Raw genomic sequence first — 22,031 nt, 5'->3', positions numbered from 1 at the left:
TGGCTTTATCAACCAACTTGTGAGTTGCTGTAAATATTAATGTTTTGAGCTTTGCTTTTTGAGTATCTTGTCGCTTATCTAGTTTTTTTCGACCTAGATTATTTAACTCAATTTTCTGTTTCTTGTGCGGTTTGGCTTTAGCAATCGCTCTGAGCTTATTTCTACGTTTGTACTTTTGATTTAGGTAGTCTGATTCACTTGAGATCAATTTACCTAAACCATTGCCATATACTTCACCATCAGAATCCACAAAGGCTTCTGAATAACCTTTATCAACACCTACGGTTTCCTGACCACAATCTTGTGTTTCAACTGCATCATAGGTTGAATGAACTTCAATATTGCCATTTTTTAGAATAATTCTTAATGTGCCTTGCGGTGCAAAATCAACAGTCGTATTTAATGGGATTTTAATGGTTTGTCGAGGGATTAGGCTTGGTACTTTAAGCCAACATTGACCATTTAACTCAAAGGTTTTACACATATCCGCACGAACAATAATTTGATTATGTGTGTGATTAACACCATGCCTAAAGTGATTACGCATTTGACGATGGAGGAAATTATCAGTCATCCATTCATCTTTTTTAAGCAAGGTGTATAGTCTTTTTTGTTCATTATTACAGGAGGTGCGTTTTCGGATCGCCTGCTTTACTTTGTCTTTTGATGCTTCTCGATAGGCTTTAATATCACCTATGCAATCACTTAGCGTTTCTTTCCACGCATTTGCAGAAACACCAAAGTCACGACTTTCTTTCATCCACGCATCACGAATAGCTCTGTCACTGATATTCAAACCTGAAATAGCACCATATTTAGCCCACACCTCGCTACGAATACGACCAAGTAAAACAGCTTGTTTCTCAAGCTGTTTGTACTTTTGCACATTCAAGTTTTTACAGTGATGAATGCGTGTTAATTTCACAAAGTCATGCCTAGGTTAAGGGATTGGATAATCAATAGATATGGATGCTAATATACCAAGACACTCACCTAAAATACAAAAGATAATCATTTAAATCTCTAATAAATACCCACCTTGCCACTACTGAATCGACATAGACAAAATGAGCACTTATGCAAATATTTGTCTATATTTTTAGTTATAGTTAATTACTCTCCTCCGAGAAGACCTTTCCATGGGTTAGACATTAAGTCATCTTGATCTTCAATAGTGACTTTAATTTCATCATTCAATAATTGTCTAATCAAATGAACCTTATCATCTGGGATGAGCATCAGTTGAGCATTTAGTCCTGCCGCAATAATTTCTAAGGTATCTAATCGAGGATTGCCTTGACTTTCCAGTTTTTGGTACTGCTGTCTTGAAATGCCTGTACGTGATTGCATATCAACTTGCTTTAAACCCAATAGGGTTCGTCTTTTTTTGACTTGCTGTAGTAAAGACTTATTTAGTGTAGACATATTTATTGCTTTTTGGTGGTATAAGAAGCATATTAGTTGCTTTTTTATTAAGAAGCAATGACAGAAATTATTAACAGGCTCCGCGGCATCAATATTTAGGATCTAGGCAAGCTGATCTTGTTTAACATAAGCCACTTAGTAGTAGCTAATACTATCTTTTGTTTTGGAGTTTTTTTTATCTTGTATGATTGATACTTTGGAGCATCATCTACACGGTTTTTTGTTCACAGTTTTGAAAGAGCACTTTTGTAAACTTACTTTTTTAAGTATAAAAATTTCTTATGAAGTAAAATATTGAATAAAACAACAATAAAAAAGCCCCAGTCATTCAACTGAGGCTTTTAGAATCTGGAGCGGGAAACGAGACTCGAACTCGCGACCCCAACCTTGGCAAGGTTGTGCTCTACCAACTGAGCTATTCCCGCATGCGGTGTATAATACATTATGCAAAAATAGGGTCAATCCATTTATGCAAAAAATTAGCTTAATTGCATAAATAAACGACATTTTTTAGAACAACTGGCGATGAGATCGCCAAATTTAAGTAGAAAAACACGCTGTAACAGCACCAAGCACGAATGATTCTGCCAAAGTGCTGAGAATTGTATAGAACGCAGTTATACTGCTAGGCAGCCTTTAAACCATTTTGGGAAATACAATCATGAGTTTAGAACAACAATTGTTGCAACGCTTAGCTGCTTTAAATCCAAGTCATTTAGAAGTTGTGAATGAATCTGCAGGGCATGGCGGTTATTTCCCAGGAAAAGAATCCCATTTTAAAGTGGTGATGGTCAGTGATGTTTTTCAGGGCTTACGTTCGGTACAACGTCATCAAAAAATTTATGCCGCTGTGGGTGATCTACTCGCGCCAAATAAAATTCATGCGCTTGCGATTCATGCCTTTGTTGCCTCTGAGTGGCAAGGCCAAGATACGTCAAGCCCTGAATGTGCACATGCACCAAAAGATGCGTAAGGGAAGGCTATAGATGGAAAATTTATCAATGCTGAACAATATTCACGTTGCTGCAGTGGCTTTGTTGCTGTTGGTGATTGTGGTGCGTGCCATGACTTTATTTAAAGGTACATTGAACCACTCTCCAAACCCTAAAGCATGGAAAGTCTTTGTAGCTTTGCAGCATTCGGCACTCACGCTGATTGTGGTGACAGGAGTCATTGCCTTATTTCTGAAGGATTTTCAGGTCGAAGCTTGGTTTTATGCCAAAATTATTTTATTTTTTGTGATGCTTTCTTCTTTGATTAAAGCGTATAAAAAAGATGAGCGTATTTTGCTGGTGCAGCGCCGTGTTGGCTGGGGACTGGCCCTGATTGCTTTCATTGCCATTTTAGGTTTGGTTATGCTTAAACCAAGTTTTGGCTAGGGCAAGTTTAAGGATTGTTAGACACTATGTGCCAACAATCATAGCGGGTCGGTTAAACTGAACATATAACAAGAACTGAAGTCATTCAACGAGGGGCGACAATGCGCACACGTGTGGTGTTTAATCAGAAAGGTGGTGTTGGAAAATCCAGTATTACCGTGAATTTGGCAGCAATCAGTGCTCATCAGGGGCTAAAAACACTGGTGATTGATCTCGACCCGCAAGCCAACTCCAGTCAATATTTACTGGGCGATGATGCGACCTATTCTGCCGATAAACCTGCACTTGAACCCAATATTGAAAATTATTTTGAAGAGGTTTTGGGGGGCAATCAGTCCAAAGGTTTATTGGGCAATGCGCTAGGCTCTATTTTAAAAAACCGCAGCAAAGGTTTAGAAGCTTATGTGCATCAGTCACCGTTTAAGAATCTGGATGTGATTCCTGCTAGCCCGCAATTAGGTGGTTTGGCACATGCCTTAGAATCTAAACATAAAATTTACAAACTACGTGATGCCTTGCAACAATTGTCCGATCAATATGACCGCGTGTTTATTGATACCCCGCCTGCATTTAACTTCTTTACCTTGTCGGCATTAATTGCTGCAGATCGGGTGCTCATTCCATTTGACTGCGATGTCTTTTCTAAACGTGCTTTGCAAAGTTTGATTGAAAATGTGTTGGAAACTCAGGATGACCACAATGCAAACTTGCAAATTGAAGGCATTGTGGTGAATCAGTTTCAGGCGCAGGCCAAGTTGCCGCGTGAAGTGGTTCAGCAACTCAAAGATGAAGGTTTACCTGTTTTGAATAGCATGTTACCGCCTTCGGTGTTGATGAAAGAATCACATCATAAAAATTTGCCATTAATTCATTTGGCAACAGATCATAAATTGACGCAGGCCTATCAATCATTGTTCAATGAAATTGAGCAAGCGTGATACAGAGGTAGACATGAAAACATTTGCAATTGGTCTTGTCGCGGCAAGTAGTTTATTGCTAGGGGCTTGTGCGACCACAGTGAAACCTAGCTATGTGTCGCCTACACATTATCAGGCTTTGAATTGCCAACAATTACAAAGCGAATATAACCGTATTCAGCAATATATTGAAAGCGGTGTTGAAGCACCGAAACGTACAGGTGTTGGTGTGGGTATCGGTTTAGGCGGTGGTTGGGGCAGCCGAGGTGGTTGGGGCATTGGACCTAGTGTTTCGGTGAATATGGGACAGTCTTCCAATACCAAAAATACCGAATTAGCACGTTTATTGGGTGAGCAAGAAGCGATTGTGCAGGCTGCAAAATTTAAAGCCTGCCCGATTATAGTGAAGCTTAAACCTGCAACATCTTAAGAAAAAACACTGTGGTTGTGCCTATATGGCACAGCCATAGCTGAAAATTTTTTAGCAAAATGTTTCAGAGCTTCCCTAAAATGAAACATATAAAAACAAAAACTTAGATTGAATTGTCGTTATATTTATACGCTTTGGTCAGTATTGGCGTATTAGAAAAACTTGTCTTTTTTTATGGCTTTCATATAAGGTGTGCTCCTGTTTGACTGGCGTACTTTGGTGTTTATGATTGAAAGTTGGTGGTTTGTCTTGGCCATGATCGCGGTCTTGATGATTCCTGGACCGACCAATGCATTATTGGCAAGTTCAGCGCATCAACAGGGCATTGCGAAAACCAGTATGCTGATTCCTGCAGAATTATTTGGCTATGCTTATGCAATTAGCTTATGGGCTCTGCTGATTCATTTAAGTGCCCCAATCTGGCCGTATTTTATTGATATTTTGCATATTTTGAGTGCGGGCTATGTATTTTGGATGGCCTTTCATTTATGGAAGCAGTCGCATTTAGAGCAGCACAGTCAGAAGCATCCAACCATTCGCCCTGCGCAATTATTTTTCTCAACTTTTAAAAATCCAAAGGCTTTGTTATTTGCTGCAGGTATTTTCCCTGTAGAAACTTGGAATAACCCGACCAATGTAGCTGTGGTCTATGTGCTATTTAGTTTGGTGTTGTTGCCTACCGCATTATTTTGGATGTCATTTGGACGGGTGATTTTGGCCAGAGAAACTAAAAAAGTCACAGCCGATTTGCTCTATAAAGGTTCGGCCTTACTTTTAGTGGTATGTATGTTGCCTGTGGTGGCACGGTTCTTTTAAAGGCACAAATATAGAATCGAAGTAAAGATCATCAAACCAAGGATGCGTAGTGCATCCTTGTAGGTAGAGTATTCAACGCTTGAATTTTTCCAATATGCGTACACTTAAGCAGCCTTTTTCTTGAGTTTTTGGCGAATAAAACCAATCACCCCTGGCAAAACACTCAGAATAATAATACCGAAAATTAAATAGGTGAAATTGTCTTTCACAATTGGCATATTTCCAAATAAGTAGCCTAGGGTAATAAACGAAGCAATCCAACAAAATGCCCCAACCACGTTATAGGTTAGAAAGTATTTATAATTCATGCTACCTGCACCCGCCACAAAGGGTGCAAAGGTACGTGCAAAAGGCACAAAGCGGGCAAAAATAATGGTTTTACCCCCATGACGTTCAAAAAACTTTTGAGTTTCAATCAAATGCTTTTTATTAATAAAACGTGATTCAAGCTCGAAAACTCGCGGGCCAATATATTTACCAATATGATAATTCAGAGTATCGCCCAGTACTGCGGCAATAAATAATAAAATCCCGAGTAACCAAGGATCCATCACGCCTGTTGAAGCCGCGAGTGCACCTGCTGCAAAAAGTAAACTGTCGCCTGGTAAAAATGGCATGACCACTAAGCCTGTTTCTACAAAAATAATCAGGAATAAAATGGCGTAAATCCATACCCCATATTGGGTGATGAATTCGAGCAAATGTTCATCGACGTGTAATATAAAATCAATCAGTTCCATGGGAAAAAACAAGCGAAAGTGTGCTCAAATCCTAGCAGTCCACAGGCGGAAAGTCAGTATGAAAAGGTAAATAATTTTCACAGCAATTTTAGGGATGCCAGACCAGCCACATCGGTTTTTTTTCGTTGCATAGATGCAACAACATGTCTTTTAAATGCGTATTTATCCTAAATTTTGAAAAAACTAAGATGTATTTGTCTTCAAGAATGAATCAAAAATATAGGTGATCTGATGTTTAATCCAAATGTTGTGTTAAAAAGTGTGGTCGAAAAAGCAAGTGTGCAAGCCATTGTAAGTTTATTTGCACGTGCTTTTTTAGCGTATTTATTTATTGTATCTGGTTGGGGCAAAATAGCAGGCTATGATGCGACAGTGGGCTATATGCAAGCTATGGGTGTTTCAGGTTCATTGCTACCTTTGGTGATTTTGCTAGAACTTGGTGGTGGTTTGGCAATTCTATTCGGTTTACAAGCACGTGTCGTGGGTTTGGGTTTAGGTGTTTTTAGTCTTTTAACTGCATTTTTATTCCATGCTGCACCAGAAGATGCGCTGAACTTTATGAAAAATATTGGTTTGGCTGGCGGTTTCTTCTACATCATGCTTTACGGTGCAGGCAAAATAAGTCTAGACCATCTTTTGGAAGCAAAAAAGTAAGTCATTGATTTCCACATCAGCTCAACAATTTAAGCAATCTTCAAGAAGGTTGCTTTTTTTATGCCATAGAAAATGCATAGTCTTTTAAAACTTAGAGTATGTGGTCACTGCAATATCACGAAGAAAAATAGCCATTTTTAGGATTGTCTGAATAGTGTGCGCAAGGCGTGGAAAAATGCTAGAATAGCGCGCTTAATTCGTTTGCCTTTCTATAGTTGTTTGTCATGACTACCAATACTCAAATTACTGAAGATCGTATCCTGATTCTGGATTTCGGTTCGCAATATAGCCAGCTGATCGCACGTCGTGTTCGTGAAGCGGGCGTATATTCTGAAATGTATGCCTACGATATGTCGGAAGAAGACATTCGTGCATTTAATCCAAACGGTATTATCTTATCGGGTGGACCTGAAAGTGTTCACCAAGCGGGTAGTCCACGCGCACCTGAAATTGTATTTAACTTAGGCGTACCTGTACTGGGTATCTGCTATGGTTTACAAACCATGTCAGAACAACTGGGCGGTAAAGTTGAAGCGGGTTCAGTACATGAATTCGGTTATGCCGAAGTCGATATTTTGGTACGTGACAAACTGATTGGTAACTTGCAAGACCGTGAAAACCAATTGCACGTTTGGATGAGCCATGGCGATAAAGTGGCACGCATTCCAGAAGGCTTCCAAATTACGGCTAGCACACCAAGCTGCCCTGTGGCGATGATTTCTGATGAAACACGCCGTTTCTATGGTATTCAATTCCACCCAGAAGTAACGCACACGGCTAAAGGTGCAGAATTACTGTCTAACTTCGTACATCAAATTTGTGGATGTCGTGGTTTGTGGACACCAGAACACATTATCGACTTGCGTGTAGAGCAATTACGTCAGCAAATTGGCGATGAAAAAGTATTGCTTGGTTTGTCGGGCGGTGTGGATTCTTCTGTGGTTGCGGCATTGTTGCATAAAGCCATTGGCGATCAATTAACGTGTGTATTTGTAGACAATGGTTTGTTGCGCTTGAACGAAGGCGATCAAGTGATGCAAATGTTTGCAGAAAACATGGGGATTCGCGTGATTCGTGCCGACGCTGAACAGCGTTTCTTGGGTGCATTGGCTGGCGAAGTTGATCCAGAGAAAAAACGTAAAATCATTGGTCGTGAATTTATTGAAGTTTTTGCCGAAGAAGCACGTAAGCTGGATGGCGTGAAATTCTTGGCACAAGGTACGATTTACCCAGACGTGATTGAATCTGCAGCCAGCAAACAAGGCAAAGCGCATGTGATTAAATCACACCACAACGTGGGTGGTTTACCAGAAGATTTAGCCTTTGAATTGGTTGAACCTTTACGTGATTTATTTAAAGATGAAGTGCGTAAACTCGGCACGACTCTAGGCTTGCCACACAGCATGATTTACCGTCATCCATTCCCAGGTCCAGGTTTGGGCGTGCGTATTTTGGGTGAAGTGAAAAAAGAATATGCAGACATTTTACGTTTAGCCGATGACATTTTCATGCAGGAACTGCGTGCAAGTGGTTGGTATGACAAAACAGCACAAGCGTTTGCGGTATTCCAGCCTGTGAAATCTGTTGGTGTCGTCGGCGATGGTCGTCGTTATGCATGGGTAATTGCACTTCGTGCTGTAGAAACAGTGGACTTTATGACAGCACGTTTCGCACATTTACCGTACGATTTAGTCGACAAAATCTCTACCCGCATCATGAATGAAATTGCAGACGTTTCACGTGTCACTTACGACGTATCGTCTAAACCACCTGCAACAATTGAATGGGAGTAATTCAGGGATTTCACGAAGCACTGCTTCGTGCCTGAATTACGCCAAGCGCTATGCGCGCGGCAGTCGGGGTTTCAAGCAGCACTGCTGCTTGCCAGTTTTACGCCATGAGCCTATTTTAAAACACCGCTATTTAAGATGGGCGCAAGATGCGCGCAGCAGCTAGGGTTTTTTAAACATACTCTAGCCAAAAACCCAAAAAATGAGCACGTAATGTGCTCATTTTTTTATATCTTTAGATCATCCAAGATTTAACTTCTTTTTTTAAAATCGGTTCGGGTGGCTCAGACATTCCCACATCATAACTGATCACGCAGTTACGTCCGCTTTGTTTGGCTTGGTAAAGTGCGAGGTCGGCTTCTTTAATCAACAGCTGTAAGTCAGTTTGTTGCGGTTTTAAACTGGATACTCCAATGGAGACAGTGAAATTAAAACATTTTTTATCAATGCACATTTCATGCTGTGCAATTTTTTGTCTTAAACGCTCTGAAATCATCAGTGCTTCATCTAAGCTGGTTTCACTAAGCAGAGCGATAAACTCTTCACCGCCAAAGCGTGCCAAAATATCCTTGCGGCGCATTTCTTTACGAGCAATTTCAGCAATATTTTGCAACACCCGATCTCCAATATCGTGCCCATAGGTATCGTTAATTTGTTTAAAAAAGTCGACATCAAACATTAGTAAGCAGACCGATTCAGATTTAGGCCATGCATGAATTTTGTGTTCTGCCATGTGTACAAACTGACGTCGGTTATTGAGTTGGGTCAGTTCATCGGTGTGTGCCAAGGCTTGCAAGGTATGAAAATTCCAGTCATCCAGCAAACTGCGTAAAAAGTGATGGCGGGCATTTAGGGTGTTGATCCAACTGATATACAAACTCAACAAACATACAGGGATATACACCACCATAAAAACTAAGGCATCCTGCAAATTGGTGAGGGAAATCACCCCCAAAAACATGAGTACGCTCATGACCAATGAATTGTAGACCGCAGGGCGGAAACGCACTTGAATACATAGGTTCGCCATGAGCACAAAAATGACCGAGGCATACACATAAGTGGAAATCCAAGGGCTTTGTGATTGCGACAGGATATAGAACCAAATACCGCAGCACAGTGTGGCGCTGACCGGTAAAATTAAATCTAGCAGGCGAATATCTTTGATCAATTTAAAGCAGAAATAATTGCCAATCAGCGCCAATACAACAGCACTGAGACGGAGTGTGGCCGAGAGTGTAGTGACATCTGGAATGATGAAATAATCGATAAAGAAATACAGCAGGAACGTCATTTGCCCAATGTAATTGACTTGGCGTAAATAACGACGCTGATGTAAATTCTGGTGTTGATAAAAATGTGTTTCAAATTGCGGCGGGAGTTGCGCAGCAGGGTGCTGCAATGCTTTTTCAATTGCTTGTCGGTTTTCAAGATCACACTCAGTTGTTTTTAAAAGTTTTTCTGAGGCTTCCTGATTGCTTAAAATCTTCGAACGGGTCTGTTCCCCCATTCGAGCTTTTACAGACATAGCGATATTTACTCAAATTGACAACTTATAGTGAGGATTATGCGCAAAATGCAGAAAAAATAACCTCCCTAAATTTGGGTATTTTCTCTATTTTTTTAAATTTTGGTCAAAATTATGCCATATATTTTAAGGTGTAGTTCAAGTTTGAACCATAAAAATCAGAACAACAAATTTCATCTTGCTCTTCGTTAGTGATTTACTATATTTAATAGTCAAGGAATTTACAGAAATATAAGAGGTATAGGATGAGCAACAGCAATTATACCGAGCTTTCCAATTCAGACGATTGTGATAAGTACGTCAAGCAATTTATACAGGAATTTCCACTGCGTAGTGCTGAAATTGGGCAGGGAACTTTAATTAAACGTGCTTTACCGAGTCGGCATAAACGCATGATTGGGGCATGGTGTTTTCTAGATCACGCAGGTCCTGTTAATTTTCCACAAGGTGAAGGCTTAGATGTCGGGCCGCATCCACATATTGGTTTGCAAACATTCACCTGGATGATTGAAGGCAGCATTATGCATACCGACAGTTTGGGTACTAAGCAATTGATTCGTCCCAAACAGGTTAATTTAATGACCGCGGGTTATGGTATTTCACATACCGAAGTTGCTCCCGACACCGAAACACACATGCATACAGCGCAACTGTGGATTGCTTTACCTGATGATCAGCGCAATATGGCGCCACGTTTTGATCATTACCCTGACTTGCCTGTGGTTTTGCTAGATGGAGTGGAATTTACCATCTTAGTTGGTGAATTTTTAAATACCACTTCACCAGTATTAGTACATAGTGAGTTGCTAGGGGTAGATATTTATAGTGAAACCAGCACGACAACCCGTTTGCCGCTGAATCCTAAATTTGAATATGGTTTGATGATGCTGGAAGGCACAGCCACTGTGCATGGGCATGAATTAAACGATGAAAATATGCTGGTGCTTGAACCGGGCTTAACCGAAATTCAGCTAGATTTACATGCGGGTGCGCGTCTGTTGCTATTGGGCGGTTTACCTTTTGAGTCGCCAATTTTGTTGTGGTGGAATCTCGTCGGTCGTACCCAAGAGGAACTCAGCATTGCACGTGAGCAATGGGTCAATCATGATCCTCGTTTTGGCACAATACCAGACTACGATGGACCACGTTTAGAAGCGCCGACTTTCCCCGCAAAAATGCGTGCATCAAAATAAATGATGGAATATCAATCTATAGGGAGCATCTTATGGCCAAGATTGGCACAGCACAGGTACGCAGTTTAGACACGGCATGGCAAGGTCAGATCCAAAGTGGTCAGCACCAATGGAAGGTAGATGAGCCTGAAAAGTTAGGTGGTCAAGATGCAGGTCCTGCACCTTATGATCTGTTATGTAGCAGTTTGGTCGCTTGCACCATGATTACCTTGCGTATGTATGCACAGCATAAGGGTTTGGATTTTGGCAAAATTCAGGTCGAGGCGGACTTCTTTACCAATCAGGAAGGGCAGGAGTGGATTGAACGCCGTGTGCAAACTGAAGCAGCGTTAGATGCAGAATTACAGCAAAAAGTACTGAATATCTGTCAAAAAACACCTGTGACGAAAACCTTGTTACGCAGTGTGGAAATTCGTACTGAATTGGGTTAAACCTAGAGTTGAATCCGTCTCTTATAAAAAGGCATGCAGGACATGCCTTTTTATAATGTTGCGTGAAACAGAAGATATAACAATCACTTAAAAACAGATGTAATAAAAACAAAATAGGACGTTTATGATTACTTTACACCACCTTGATCAATCCCGCTCTTTCCGCATTTTGTGGGCGCTCGAAGAGCTGGGTTTGGACTATGAAATCAAGTTTTACCACCGTCAGCCCAATTTAAGTGCGCCCAATGAATTGAAGCTGATTCACCCATTGGGTAAAGCACCAATTTTGACGGATGCAGAGCAGACCATTGCAGAATCTGCAGTCATTTTGGAGTACTTGCAGCAGCATTATGATACGCAAAGGCAGTTTAAACCGCAGCAGGCTTCAGCACAGCAAGCATATCAATACTGGATGCATTATGCCGAAGGCTCGCTAATGCCATTGTTAGTGATGCAATTGGTGATAACCAATGTGCCGCAGCATGTGCCATGGTTAGTTCGACCAATGGCGCAAAAAATTACTGCAGGTGTTAAAGCAGGGTTTATTCAGCCTCGTTTAAAAGATCATATTGCTTATTTAGAAGATTATTTGGGCAAACATGATTATTTTGCAGGGGATTTTTCTTTTGCCGATATTCAAATGGGTTTCCCGCTCCAAGCATTGCAAAGCCGTACCGGGCATCATTATCCACAGATTGCGGCTTATTTGGCACGCGTGGAACAGCGTCTTGCATTTCAGCGTGCACGCGAACGTGAGCAGCAGTTAATGCAAATCTAGCGATGATTTTTGTGAGTACATCGTTCTATAGACCTAAAAAAAGATGCCGAGGCATCTTTTTTTAATTGATTTTGGTCGATTGATAACAATGAGGCTTAGCGTTTCACGACAATTGAATCAATTCCACTATGCTGCAAAGTTTGCTGAGCAATCACTGCAGCATCGGCTGAATCATAAGGGCCTGAAATCACCCGATACCAAGTTTCACCACCTTCTACACTTTTCACTACATCTGCCGATAAACCATTCAAAATAATTTCGGCACGACGTGCATCTGCAGCATCTGGGTCGGTATAGCTACGCACTTGTAGAATATAGCTGGCTTGTACCACAGGGGCAGGCATTTCTGTCAGACCAACATTGGCTTCGCTGGCCGCTGGCGCCTCTACAGCAGCAGGCGCTTCAACAATGACTACGGTATTCTGTTGCTGTGTTTCAGGCACCGCTTGCTCAGGAATTGGGGTAACCTGTTGCTGTGGCAGCAAATCATAAAAACGATAGTCTTTGTTGGTATCTTCCTGATAATGCTCAGAATTGATTTGCCCTTTAGGCTGTACAGGTGCCCACGGTTTCCATAGCATTAAGGCTACAGCAAAACACAACACGATTAAAATCACCACGAGTGTGCCTAACCACGTTGGAATTAGTGGTTTTTTTGGCTTATTCGGTCGTTCAGATACACCGCGTTGCGTTTTTCCAAACACGTGGACTTCCTCTTGTTATGCTTTTATTTGGCTTTTACATTGTTTCTGGTGCAGAGACACCTAATAATTCTAAACCATTACGCAAGACTTGTTGTACGTTTACTGAAAGCAATAAGCGTGCTTGAGTCAAGGCTGCATCATCATTCAGAACTTTATGCTCATTGTACCAACCGTGGAACAATGCTGCTAATTCTTTCAAATAGTTACCTACCTGATGCGGTTCGTGGCTGTTGGCAGCACGTACTAAAATTTCAGGATACGCAGCCAGTTTGGCTAAAATTTCAGTTTCAGCATCTAGCTCAAGTTTAGCGGCAAACTGACGTGCAGTTGTCGCATTAAAATTCAATTGCGTAGCAGCAGCTTTTTCGAGCATACGACAAATACGTGCATGAGCATATTGAATATAGTAGACCGCATTGTCTTTACTTTGTGAAACGGCCAAATCTAGGTCAAAGTCAATGTGCTGTTCAGATTTGCGCATGACGTAATAGAAACGTGCAGCATCGTTGCCGACTTCTTTACGCAAATCACGCAAGGTCACGTACTGACCTGAACGGGATGACATTTGTACCATTTCACCACCACGCCATAAGCTCACGAACTGCACTAACAGTACCGTTAATTTTTTCGAGTCGTAGCCTAGTGCATCAATGGCCGCTTTCACACGTGAAATATAACCGTGGTGATCTGAACCCCAAATATCAATTAGGTCTGTGTAGCCACGTTGTAATTTATTCAGGTGATAAGCAATGTCTGAAGCAAAGTAAGTGGTTTGACCATTGCGGCGTTTCACCACACGGTCTTTTTCATCGCCAAATGCGGTCGATTTAAACCAGATATTGCCGTCTTGTTCGTATAGATAACCACGTTGATCTAGTGTTTGCAGAGCTTCATCAATTTTTTCAGTCAATGACGCTTCGCTAAACCATTGGTTAAAGGTGACACCAAACTCGCCCAAGTCATCTTTAATGTCGGCCAAAATAGCATTCAGCGCAGCCTGATGGAACACGCGATAATCATCACCCAAGAGCGTTTGTGAATTGAAAATCAAACCATCAATGTGTTTTTCTTTGTCGCCCGACAAGACCACTTTGTTGCCATCGGCATCGAGTTCTGCCGCATATTGCACATCTTCAGGCACATTGTTATATACATCTGCAACAGGGCGTACATGGCGTTCACCATCCTGTTTTAAAATGCTTTGTGCGATGTCTTTAACGTAATCACCCTGATACGCATTTTTGGGGAACACCAGCGTTTGACCTGCCAGTTCCAAATAACGCAAGTAAGTTGAAGTCGCCAAAATATCCATTTGACGGCCAGCATCATTGACATAGTATTCACGGTCAACTTTAGCACCTGTGGCTTCAAGTAAATTGGCAACTGTCATACCATAAGCAGCACCACGACCATGACCCACGTGTAGGCTTGAGGTTGGGTTAGCAGAAACGAACTCGACCTGAATGCGTTTTTCTGCATTGATTTGGCTGCGTCCAAATTGTTGTTTTTGTGCTTGAATTTGATCTAAAACACTAAAACGCTGGTCGGCATTTAAAAAGAAGTTAATAAAACCAGGGCCTGCAATCTCTGCTTTGCTGATGTCTGCAACTTCAGGCAGAGCAGCAAGAATTTTTTCGGCTAAATCGCGTGGCTTCATGCCTGCGGCTTTAGAGGCAATCATGGCAATATTTGATGCGAAATCACCGTGGCTGCGGTCTTTGGTACGGGTTAAATTACTCGTATTGTTCCAGTCAGATGGGAGTACACCTTCAGCTTGAAGGGATTGCACTGCATGATCGAGCGCTGCTTGTATTGCCGTATTCATATTTAGTCGAAAAATAGATGTGCAGAAAAACGCTAAATATAGCAAATTTCAGGGGCTTTAGGGGAGTGCAATTGTATGCTTTATCGAATTTCAGAGATTGTAGCTAAGCATGAACAAATTGCCTGAAAAATCATCCTTTAAGCAAGCAATTCATGGCATAGTATGCGGCATTCAGTGAGGCGAAAAGGCTAGAGCATGAAACAACGTGCAATGATTTTTGGCAATGTACCCAAATTACCCATGAAATGGGCCACGGTGGTAATGCCTTTCTTTTTATCATGTTTGATGAGTGGCATCATTTCGTTGATTAATATGATCCGAAATTTGGGCTGGATTGAGGGATTTTTTACCCTGTGGTTGCATAACTGGATGATTTCTTGGGCGTTTGCTTTTCCAGTCGTATTATGTGTGCTGCCTTTGGTGCGTAAGTTCACTGGCTTAATTGTAGATATGACGCCACTGCAACCACCCAAATAAATTAGGTTCGATGCCTATATAACATGGGCTATCAGAAATAAAAATCATTCAGATTTGGTTATCAAACTTCTAAATGCCCTATTTGCTGCAATTCGGGCTAAGCTAGTCAGATGTCAGATGGTGCATCTCAATCCATGCGCCATCAGCAACCGATTAGAATGAGATGAACAATGACAACCGCAAATTTGCAGCAGAAACGTCCTTTATATATTCCCTATGCGGGCAACGGCCTTTTAGAATTGCCTTTATTAAATAAAGGTTCTGCATTTTCAGAAGAAGAACGCACCCGTTTTAACTTGCATGGCTTAATTCCACATGCAATTGAAAATATTGAAGAACAAAGCCAGCGTTCGTATCAGCAATATTCTGCTTTTAGCGATGCCATCAACAAGCATATTTATTTGCGCAACATTCAGGACACCAATGAAACCCTGTTTTATCACCTGATTGAACAGCATTTGAGTGAAATGATGCCTATTATTTACACCCCAACTGTAGGCGAGGCATGTCAGCGTTTTTCCGATATTTACCGCCGTCATCGGGGTATTTTTATTTCCTATCCAGACCGTGCCCATATTGATGATATTGTACAAAACATCAATAAAAAGAATGTCAAAGTGATTGTGATTACCGATGGTGAGCGTATTTTAGGCTTGGGTGATCAGGGCATTGGCGGCATGGGTATTCCAATTGGAAAACTGTCTTTATATACAGCATGTGGCGGTATTAGTCCTGCCTATACCTTACCCATTACCTTAGATGTAGGCACCAATAACCCACAATTACTGAATGATCCGATCTATATGGGCTGGAATCAGCCACGTATTAGTGGTGAGGAATACTATCAATTTGTCGATCAGGTGATTGATGCGGTGAAACGCCGTTGGCCAAAGGCATTGATTCAGTTTGAAGATTTTGCTCAGAAAAATGCCATGCCGTTATTAAACAAATATCGTGATCAAATTTGTTGTTTTAATGATGATATTCAAGGCACGGCAGCCGTTTCTGTGGGCAGCTTAATTGCAGCATCACGGGCTGCAGGCAAACAACTGAAAGATCAAACCATTGCCTTCTTGGGCGCAGGTTCGGCAGGTTGTGGTATTGCCGAGCAAATTGTGGCGCAAATGGTGGTGGAAGGCTTAAGCGATGCTGAAGCACGTGCTCGTGTGTATATGGTGGATCGTTTTGGCTTATTCACCAGCAATCAGCCAAACTTGCTCGATTTCCAACGTAAATTGGCACAAAGTCCTGACCGTGTTGCACATTGGGGCAATCCTGAAGGTGTGATTTCTCTGTTGGACGTCATTCAAAACGCCAAGCCAACGGTATTGATTGGGGTTTCGGGGCAACCGGGTTTATTTACTGAAGAGGTGATTAAAACCTTGGCTGCCAATTGCGAGCGTCCAATTGTGTTGCCATTGTCAAACCCAACCTCACAAGTTGAAGCATTTCCTGCCGATATTTTGGAGTGGACTGAAGGCAAGGCCTTAATTGCAACAGGTAGCCCATTTGAGCCAGTGAACTATCAGGGCAAACTTTATAATATTTCCCAATGCAATAACTCGTATATTTTCCCAGGTATTGGCTTAGGGGTAATCGCTGCAGGGGCAACACGTGTGACAGACAGTATGTTAATTGCATCCAGTAATGCGCTGGCGGACTGCTCACCATTGTTGCAGGATCCAAATGCAGATTTATTGCCTGATTTAAATGAAATTCAGCAGGTGTCTAAATTTATTGCATTTAGAGTCGCAAAAGCAGCAATGGATGCAGGCGTTGCAGCTGTCATGAGTGATGAGGCATTACGAGAGGCAATTGAGGCTAATTTCTGGAAGCCTGAATATCGTGATTATAAACGTGTGACGTTTTAAGCAAAATTCATTCGTGTATTGTTAATGAAATAAGCCACAAGGCGTGCTATTGCACGCCTTGTTTTTATTTGGAATAGGATGGGGTTTGCGATGTGATTACTTGGAATTTAAGTCTTCAACTCACACTAAGCAATATAGTTCTGTTTTGGATTTAAATCGGCACAATTCAAAGGATTTAAGGCACATTGCAATTCATCAATTTGCTGCTCACTGACATAGCCTTGTCCAATCAGGTATTTTGCAACGTGGTCATCTCTCAGGCTTATAAACGCAGCATCGTACACGCCTAAATCGACAAATAAGGCTGCCGTTTCAAGACTGTTAAAACGGTCTAAATACACGTCATTGCCATACAGTAGAAAAATATGTTCAGTGGGTGCATGCGCATCGACTTTTAAGCGTTCTGCCAGCTCAAAAGGTGAGGTTTTAATGAACAGCAAATCGGACAATTCATCAAATTGAGCTGTATCGAGTTGTGCCTCATCTGTTTTGACTTTGCCTAACCATGCTTTAAAGACCAGTACCGCACCACCACGTAATAACATACTCCAAATATGCTGGCGGGTGCTTTGATCTAAGCCTTGCGCTTCTTGTTCCAAAACATCCAGTAATTGCTCCTCCTGTGCTGAAAGTTTGTTGAACAGACCTAAACCTTGTGGTTGATACGCCGCAGGGCGAAACACATCAAAATTGAGTTCTTCAAAGACTTGTAGGGCTAAGGGTACTGCGGTTTGATACAGGGTATTCAGCGCTTGTAGATGAGGAGCTTTGAGTTTGCTGTTTTGAAACAGACGATCCCAGTGAATTTCGGGCAATAGCGCATTTACGCCATATTGACGCTGTAGCTGCTGTGTTTGTTCTGCGAGCTGCTGTTCATGGTTCACGGTATTCATGAGATTCTTCCTAAAACGTGGAAACAGGTCGATCAACGCTTAATAGGGCAGGAAATTTGTTTGGATGTGGCTTGAAGATGAATGCGCTGATCATTTCTTGTACTTAGTTATGCGCGCAGATAGTCAATAGATGTATAAGACTAAAGTCTAATGTATTGCAATGTGCTCAGAAAAGCCTTTACAAACTCGGCAATTAAAGAAATTGTAAGCAAGTTTGGGTGTATTTGCTTACGATCTTGTCAGACTTTGCCATAGCGAATCTGACCATGATATTTAATGTGAATTGTAGCGCATCAAAAGGCAGTGTTTTTGAAAAGTTTGGTCAATTGGTGTGCTGCATCAGGTCAATCGCTGTCAATATTGACAGCAAATGTGTTGGATTTTCATTGTAGCCATATTTCGCTATGTAAAGTGAAGCTTGGTCATCAGACTAACAAATGTAACCAAACCAGAAAATGTAACAAGGTCGGTGCGTTCATCTCAGCTTTATCTCTGTGGGATGAGCGCCCCAAATTAGCCAAAGTTAGGTATGTGAATCAAGTCTCCGAAATTTTCAGACCCGATAACCAAGAACGTAGCGATGCTGGTTTTAATGGTTTTTTCAGCAAGACGATGTTGAGTTCTTTTAAGCGTTGCGGTAGTTCTGGATCAGAGTCAGCAGTAATTAACGCCACAGGTACATCGGCTTGACGATGTTCCAGAATAAAATCTAAACCGATTTTATCGTCATTTAAGTGCTGATCGACCAACCAAACTTGAATGTGCTCACGTTGAATCAACTCAATTGCTTGTTCAGGTTCGGTGGCTTTAAATACGTGATAGCCCCATTTACTCAGCAGGGTCGCCATGCCTTCCAAAATGGTTTCATCATTGTCTAAACACAAAATTTTATAGGCTTTTGTTTTCAACGGCACCACTTGCACAGGTGCAGCCACTACTTTTGGAGCTTCGACAATCGGCACTTCAATCATAAAGCACGAGCCTTTGCCCAATTCCGAATAGACATGCACAGGGTAGTTCAGCAAACTGGTCATACGCTGCACAATCGCTAACCCAAGACCTAGACCTTGCTCACCCCAAGGCGACGTATGTCCGCAACGCTCAAATTCCTGAAACAGTTTAATACGTTGTTCTTCGGCAATACCCGGACCTGTATCCCACACCCCAATTCTAATATGTTGTGGATGTTCTGCAGAACGTAACACGCCCACGACCACACGCCCTTTGGCGGTATAGCGCAGCGCATTGCTGACAAAGTTTTGAATAATACGACGAATCCATTGTGGGTCGGTATCAATCCAGAACTGTACGTCATGCACACGGAATTCAATGCCACGTTGTGCCGCAATGGATTTAAATTGCAGGCTTAAATCGCTGAGTAAGTCATGCAGTGGATAAGCCTGACGTTTCGGCTGAATCGTACCGCCTTCCAAACGGGCAATATCCAACAAGGCCGAGAGCATACTTTCTGCACCATGCAGGGCACGATCCAGTTGTTGTAGGGTTTTACGGTCTTCATCGGACTGAATACTTTGCTCTAAAGCCGTACTGAATAAGCGCGCTGCATGCATTGGCTGTAATAAGTCATGACTGGCAGCGGCAATAAAGCGGCTTTTGGACATATTGGCTTTGTCGGCTTGTTCACGTGCCAATTGCTGTTCTGCCAAAGCATCGGCCAATTGTTGTGTGCGATCTTGTACCCGTGCTTCAAGTACGGCTTCGTTTTCACGGAAAGCGGTAATATCGGCAAAGGTGGTCACGAAACCACCGCCTTCAATTGGATTACCACGCATTTGAATTACACGACCATCTTTACGGATGCGTTCAAACTCGTGTGCACTGCCCATTTTCATCCAGTGAATACGTTTACGCACGTGTTCTTCAATTGAGCCCGGACCACATTCACCACGTTCTGCGTTATAGCGAATCAAATCGGCAATTGGGCACCCGACATAGACAATATCTTTAGGATAATCAAATAGTTTGAGATATTGATTATTCCATGCTACCAAACACATATTTTCATCTACCACACTCACGCCTTGGGTCATGTGGTCAATCATGGTCATGATTAGGTTTTGGTTAAAGCGTTGCCATTGTGAGGCTTGGTCAAGAATATTCGCAACTTGCCCTAAAGCGAGTCCGTTATTGACCATGGCAGTGGTGAGCAAAGTACGCGCAGATGCTGCACCAATGGTGCCTGCCAAATATTGTTCGGTAAAACGCCACCACATGCCGTTGGCATTGGCATTTTCATTCAGCACCACATTATTTTGCTGACTAAACTGCTCAAAGGCTTGTCGGGTTGGAGATTCGCCTGTAATGCGTTTTGCCAGTGTGATTAAATCGCCTACTTTTAAACGCGCTACATCCTGATGTGAATAGCTGACCTCGTTGCTCATGTTCTGAGTTGGCAAAGGCTTGGTTTCATAATAAAAGAAACTTTCGGCCTGAATCTGTTCTGCCACACTTGGGCGGAAAATACGTGACACCCAAACATATAACAAAATATTTAAACCGAGCGCCCAAACCACCCCATGTGTGAGCGGGGCAAAAGATTCAAAGCCAAGCAAGGCTTCAGGGCGTAACCAGTTGATGCCCAAAGGCCCAAGCAGTAAAAACTCACGGGTAAAGTCGCTGAACTGACTTGGCAGGCTGCGTAAAATGGTCGGAAGCAGCAGGGTATAGGCCCACATCGCAAAACCAACAATTAAACCTGCATAAACGCCCTGTTTACTGCCACCGCGCCAATACAAACCACCAATCAGGGCAGGGGAGAACTGCGCCACTGCACTAAAGGCCAACAAGCCAAACACAGAAAGTTGATCAATATCGTTAAAGAAGTTGAAGAACAGGAAGCCGAGCAGCATCACCGCTAAAATACAAATGCGTCGGGTGAATTTCAGTACCAAAGGCAAGCGCTTGTCATGGCGTGAGAAAATGCCCATGCGCCACAAGGCAGGCATGATCAGGTCATTACTCAGCATGATCGACAGTGCTACTGAAGATACCAATAGCATGCCTGTTGAGGCGGAGAATCCTCCCAAGAACGCCAACAGCGTCAACCAGTCTTGGTTATAACTGAGTGGCAAAGACAAAACCGCTACATCTGGGATGGCTAAATATTGCGGAGCTGCGTGCAAGGCCCAACTGGCAATTGGAACAATCGCGATGGTGGTTAAAATCAGATAAACGGCAAACCAGCGACGCGCACCCCGAATATGTTTTTCATCGCGCAGTTCGACCACAGCAACGTGAAACTGACGCGGCAAACAAATAATCGCTAATGCCGCCAATAAGGTTTGCACCCAAAAGGTTTCAGGCACACCAAACAGCTGTACTTCATGGAAGGTAATTGAAACATCATTGGCAATTTGATGAATATTGTCAGGCGCTTCAAATACAAAGAAGAAGGCCACAGCCAGCAAGGCAAATAGTTTGACAAAGGACTCAAAGGCAACCGCAAGCATTAAGCCGCCGTGTTGTTCGGTATTGGCAATTTGTCGAGTACCAAACAGCATCGCCAAAATAGCCAATAAACCTGTCAGGAATAACACCGCATTGGTGGTACTTTCAACATTGGTGCTTTGATCCAAAATCACTGCGGCACTCAGCGCAATTGCGCGTAATTGCAAAGCCAAATAGGGAATAATTGCAATCACCGCCAAAATTGTGACCAGTGATGCCAATGGCCCGCTTTTACCGTAACGTGCAGCAACAAAGTCAGCAATCGATGAAATGGCGTGGTGTTGTCGCACTCGACCTAAACGTCGCCAAATATCATAACCAACAGCGACAAACAGCAATGGCCCTAAATAAATGGGTAAAAAAATGATCCCTTCACGAACGGCTGCGCCCGTTGCACCATAAAAAGTCCATGATGAACAGTACACCCCTAAAGTTAAGCTGAACATGAGCATGCGCCCACGCGTGCTTAAACGACTGGCGTGTTTTTCCCCATAGAAAGCACAGATAAAAAGTAATGCGATATAGAGGGCTAAAACCCCCATAATGAGCCAGCTGTTCATGATGCCTTAAAAGTATCGACAATAGGGCTATGATAGCCTATTCCATTGCCTTTGCGCTGAGGTTGATCATTTTTTTAGCGACCAAAGTCTAAATTGCAAATCGGCTCCAACATTGTTAATTTTAAGTTCGAAATAATTCGAATTAAAAATTT

Annotated in this window: 20 protein-coding genes and 1 tRNA gene; 12 read left to right on the top strand and 9 right to left on the bottom strand. The window is 42.3% G+C overall.

All coding sequences use genetic code 11. The annotated features are described in order from the left end of the window. The 3 genes from FTU92_RS12795 to FTU92_RS12785 form a co-directional block, all read right to left on the bottom strand. Positions 1-925: transposase (locus FTU92_RS12795; RefSeq protein WP_180096402.1), on the bottom strand; the 925-nt coding region annotated here is incomplete at its 3' end. Between the two features lie 188 nt (positions 926-1,113). Continuing rightward, positions 1,114-1,425: a helix-turn-helix domain-containing protein gene (locus FTU92_RS12790; RefSeq protein ID WP_104852853.1), complete on the bottom strand. Its 312-nt coding sequence runs from the start codon at positions 1,423-1,425 to the stop codon at positions 1,114-1,116. A gap of 349 nt (positions 1,426-1,774) precedes the next feature. Further along, positions 1,775-1,850, bottom strand: a tRNA-Gly gene (locus FTU92_RS12785). A gap of 236 nt (positions 1,851-2,086) precedes the next feature. On the opposite strand from FTU92_RS12785, the gene FTU92_RS12780 reads away from it, so the two are divergent. The 5 genes from FTU92_RS12780 to FTU92_RS12760 all read left to right on the top strand — a co-directional run bounded on the left by FTU92_RS12780 (position 2,087) and on the right by FTU92_RS12760 (position 4,967). Next, a complete protein-coding gene (locus FTU92_RS12780) occupies positions 2,087-2,398 on the top strand; it encodes a BolA family transcriptional regulator (RefSeq protein WP_104852854.1) in 312 nt (103 codons plus the stop codon). A gap of 13 nt (positions 2,399-2,411) precedes the next feature. Beyond that, positions 2,412-2,804 (top strand): SirB2 family protein, encoded by a 393-nt coding sequence (locus tag FTU92_RS12775; RefSeq protein WP_104852855.1) that lies wholly within the window; start codon positions 2,412-2,414, stop codon positions 2,802-2,804. A 101-nt stretch (positions 2,805-2,905) separates the two neighbouring features. Continuing rightward, entirely contained in the window at positions 2,906-3,742 is an 837-nt protein-coding gene (locus FTU92_RS12770) for a ParA family protein (RefSeq protein ID WP_154321185.1), read from the top strand. A 13-nt stretch (positions 3,743-3,755) separates the two neighbouring features. Then, complete coding sequence (locus FTU92_RS12765) at positions 3,756-4,151, top strand: hypothetical protein (RefSeq protein ID WP_180096401.1); 396 nt, start codon at positions 3,756-3,758, stop codon at positions 4,149-4,151. Between the two features lie 225 nt (positions 4,152-4,376). Continuing rightward, positions 4,377-4,967: a LysE family translocator gene (locus FTU92_RS12760; RefSeq protein ID WP_168418964.1), complete on the top strand. Its 591-nt coding sequence runs from the start codon at positions 4,377-4,379 to the stop codon at positions 4,965-4,967. Between the two features lie 104 nt (positions 4,968-5,071). Here the strand turns inward: FTU92_RS12760 and FTU92_RS12755 are convergent, their stop codons facing one another. Next, the gene (locus FTU92_RS12755; RefSeq protein WP_180096400.1) at positions 5,072-5,707 is read right to left on the bottom strand and encodes a DedA family protein; all 636 of its coding nucleotides are present in this window, start codon (positions 5,705-5,707) and stop codon (positions 5,072-5,074) included. Positions 5,708-5,938: 231 nt separating this feature from the next. Here FTU92_RS12755 and FTU92_RS12750 point away from each other — a divergent pair, with 231 nt between their 5' ends. Together FTU92_RS12750 and guaA are read left to right on the top strand one after the other, a co-directional pair. Beyond that, a complete protein-coding gene (locus FTU92_RS12750) occupies positions 5,939-6,361 on the top strand; it encodes a DoxX family protein (protein WP_004970234.1) in 423 nt (140 codons plus the stop codon). Positions 6,362-6,585: 224 nt separating this feature from the next. Further along, positions 6,586-8,154 (top strand): glutamine-hydrolyzing GMP synthase, encoded by a 1,569-nt coding sequence (guaA, locus tag FTU92_RS12745; RefSeq protein WP_180005906.1) that lies wholly within the window; start codon positions 6,586-6,588, stop codon positions 8,152-8,154. A 232-nt stretch (positions 8,155-8,386) separates the two neighbouring features. Here guaA and FTU92_RS12740 read toward each other — a convergent pair whose 3' ends face one another. Further along, positions 8,387-9,679 (bottom strand): GGDEF domain-containing protein, encoded by a 1,293-nt coding sequence (locus FTU92_RS12740; RefSeq protein WP_180096399.1) that lies wholly within the window; start codon positions 9,677-9,679, stop codon positions 8,387-8,389. 245 nt (positions 9,680-9,924) lie between these two features. Between FTU92_RS12740 and FTU92_RS12735 the strand changes: the two genes are divergently transcribed. The 3 genes from FTU92_RS12735 (at position 9,925) to FTU92_RS12725 (ending at position 12,081) form a co-directional block, all read left to right on the top strand. Then, positions 9,925-10,872: a pirin family protein gene (locus tag FTU92_RS12735; protein ID WP_004970229.1), complete on the top strand. Its 948-nt coding sequence runs from the start codon at positions 9,925-9,927 to the stop codon at positions 10,870-10,872. A gap of 32 nt (positions 10,873-10,904) precedes the next feature. Further along, positions 10,905-11,303 carry an OsmC family protein gene (locus FTU92_RS12730; protein WP_004970227.1) on the top strand — a complete coding sequence of 133 codons (399 nt, stop codon included), beginning with the start codon at positions 10,905-10,907 and terminating at the stop codon, positions 11,301-11,303. Positions 11,304-11,427: 124 nt separating this feature from the next. Further along, positions 11,428-12,081, top strand: a complete 654-nt coding sequence (locus tag FTU92_RS12725) for a glutathione S-transferase family protein (RefSeq protein WP_154321182.1) — start codon at positions 11,428-11,430, stop codon at positions 12,079-12,081. Positions 12,082-12,176: 95 nt separating this feature from the next. Here the strand turns inward: FTU92_RS12725 and FTU92_RS12720 are convergent, their stop codons facing one another. Both FTU92_RS12720 and argS read right to left on the bottom strand, forming a co-directional pair. After that, positions 12,177-12,785, bottom strand: coding sequence for an SPOR domain-containing protein (locus tag FTU92_RS12720; protein ID WP_004970222.1), 609 nt, complete (start codon positions 12,783-12,785; stop codon positions 12,177-12,179). Between the two features lie 34 nt (positions 12,786-12,819). Further along, positions 12,820-14,610, bottom strand: coding sequence for an arginine--tRNA ligase (argS, locus tag FTU92_RS12715; protein WP_104852866.1), 1,791 nt, complete (start codon positions 14,608-14,610; stop codon positions 12,820-12,822). A gap of 195 nt (positions 14,611-14,805) precedes the next feature. Between argS and FTU92_RS12710 the strand changes: the two genes are divergently transcribed. Both FTU92_RS12710 and FTU92_RS12705 read left to right on the top strand, forming a co-directional pair. After that, complete coding sequence (locus tag FTU92_RS12710) at positions 14,806-15,087, top strand: DUF2798 domain-containing protein (protein ID WP_004970219.1); 282 nt, start codon at positions 14,806-14,808, stop codon at positions 15,085-15,087. A 170-nt stretch (positions 15,088-15,257) separates the two neighbouring features. Continuing rightward, a complete protein-coding gene (locus FTU92_RS12705) occupies positions 15,258-16,958 on the top strand; it encodes an NAD-dependent malic enzyme (RefSeq protein WP_004970216.1) in 1,701 nt (566 codons plus the stop codon). Positions 16,959-17,083: 125 nt separating this feature from the next. Here the strand turns inward: FTU92_RS12705 and FTU92_RS12700 are convergent, their stop codons facing one another. Both FTU92_RS12700 and FTU92_RS12695 read right to left on the bottom strand, forming a co-directional pair. Next, positions 17,084-17,851 carry a hypothetical protein gene (locus FTU92_RS12700; protein WP_096902222.1) on the bottom strand — a complete coding sequence of 256 codons (768 nt, stop codon included), beginning with the start codon at positions 17,849-17,851 and terminating at the stop codon, positions 17,084-17,086. Positions 17,852-18,387: 536 nt separating this feature from the next. Next, complete coding sequence (locus FTU92_RS12695; RefSeq protein WP_180062372.1) at positions 18,388-21,879, bottom strand: PAS domain-containing hybrid sensor histidine kinase/response regulator; 3,492 nt, start codon at positions 21,877-21,879, stop codon at positions 18,388-18,390. Positions 21,880-22,031 lie beyond the last annotated feature (152 nt).

It is taken from the genome of Acinetobacter sp. YH12205 (assembly GCF_013418125.1).
GTDB classification, from domain to species: Bacteria; Pseudomonadota; Gammaproteobacteria; order Pseudomonadales; family Moraxellaceae; genus Acinetobacter; species Acinetobacter towneri.
This window is presented reverse-complemented; position numbering and strand designations above follow the sequence as displayed.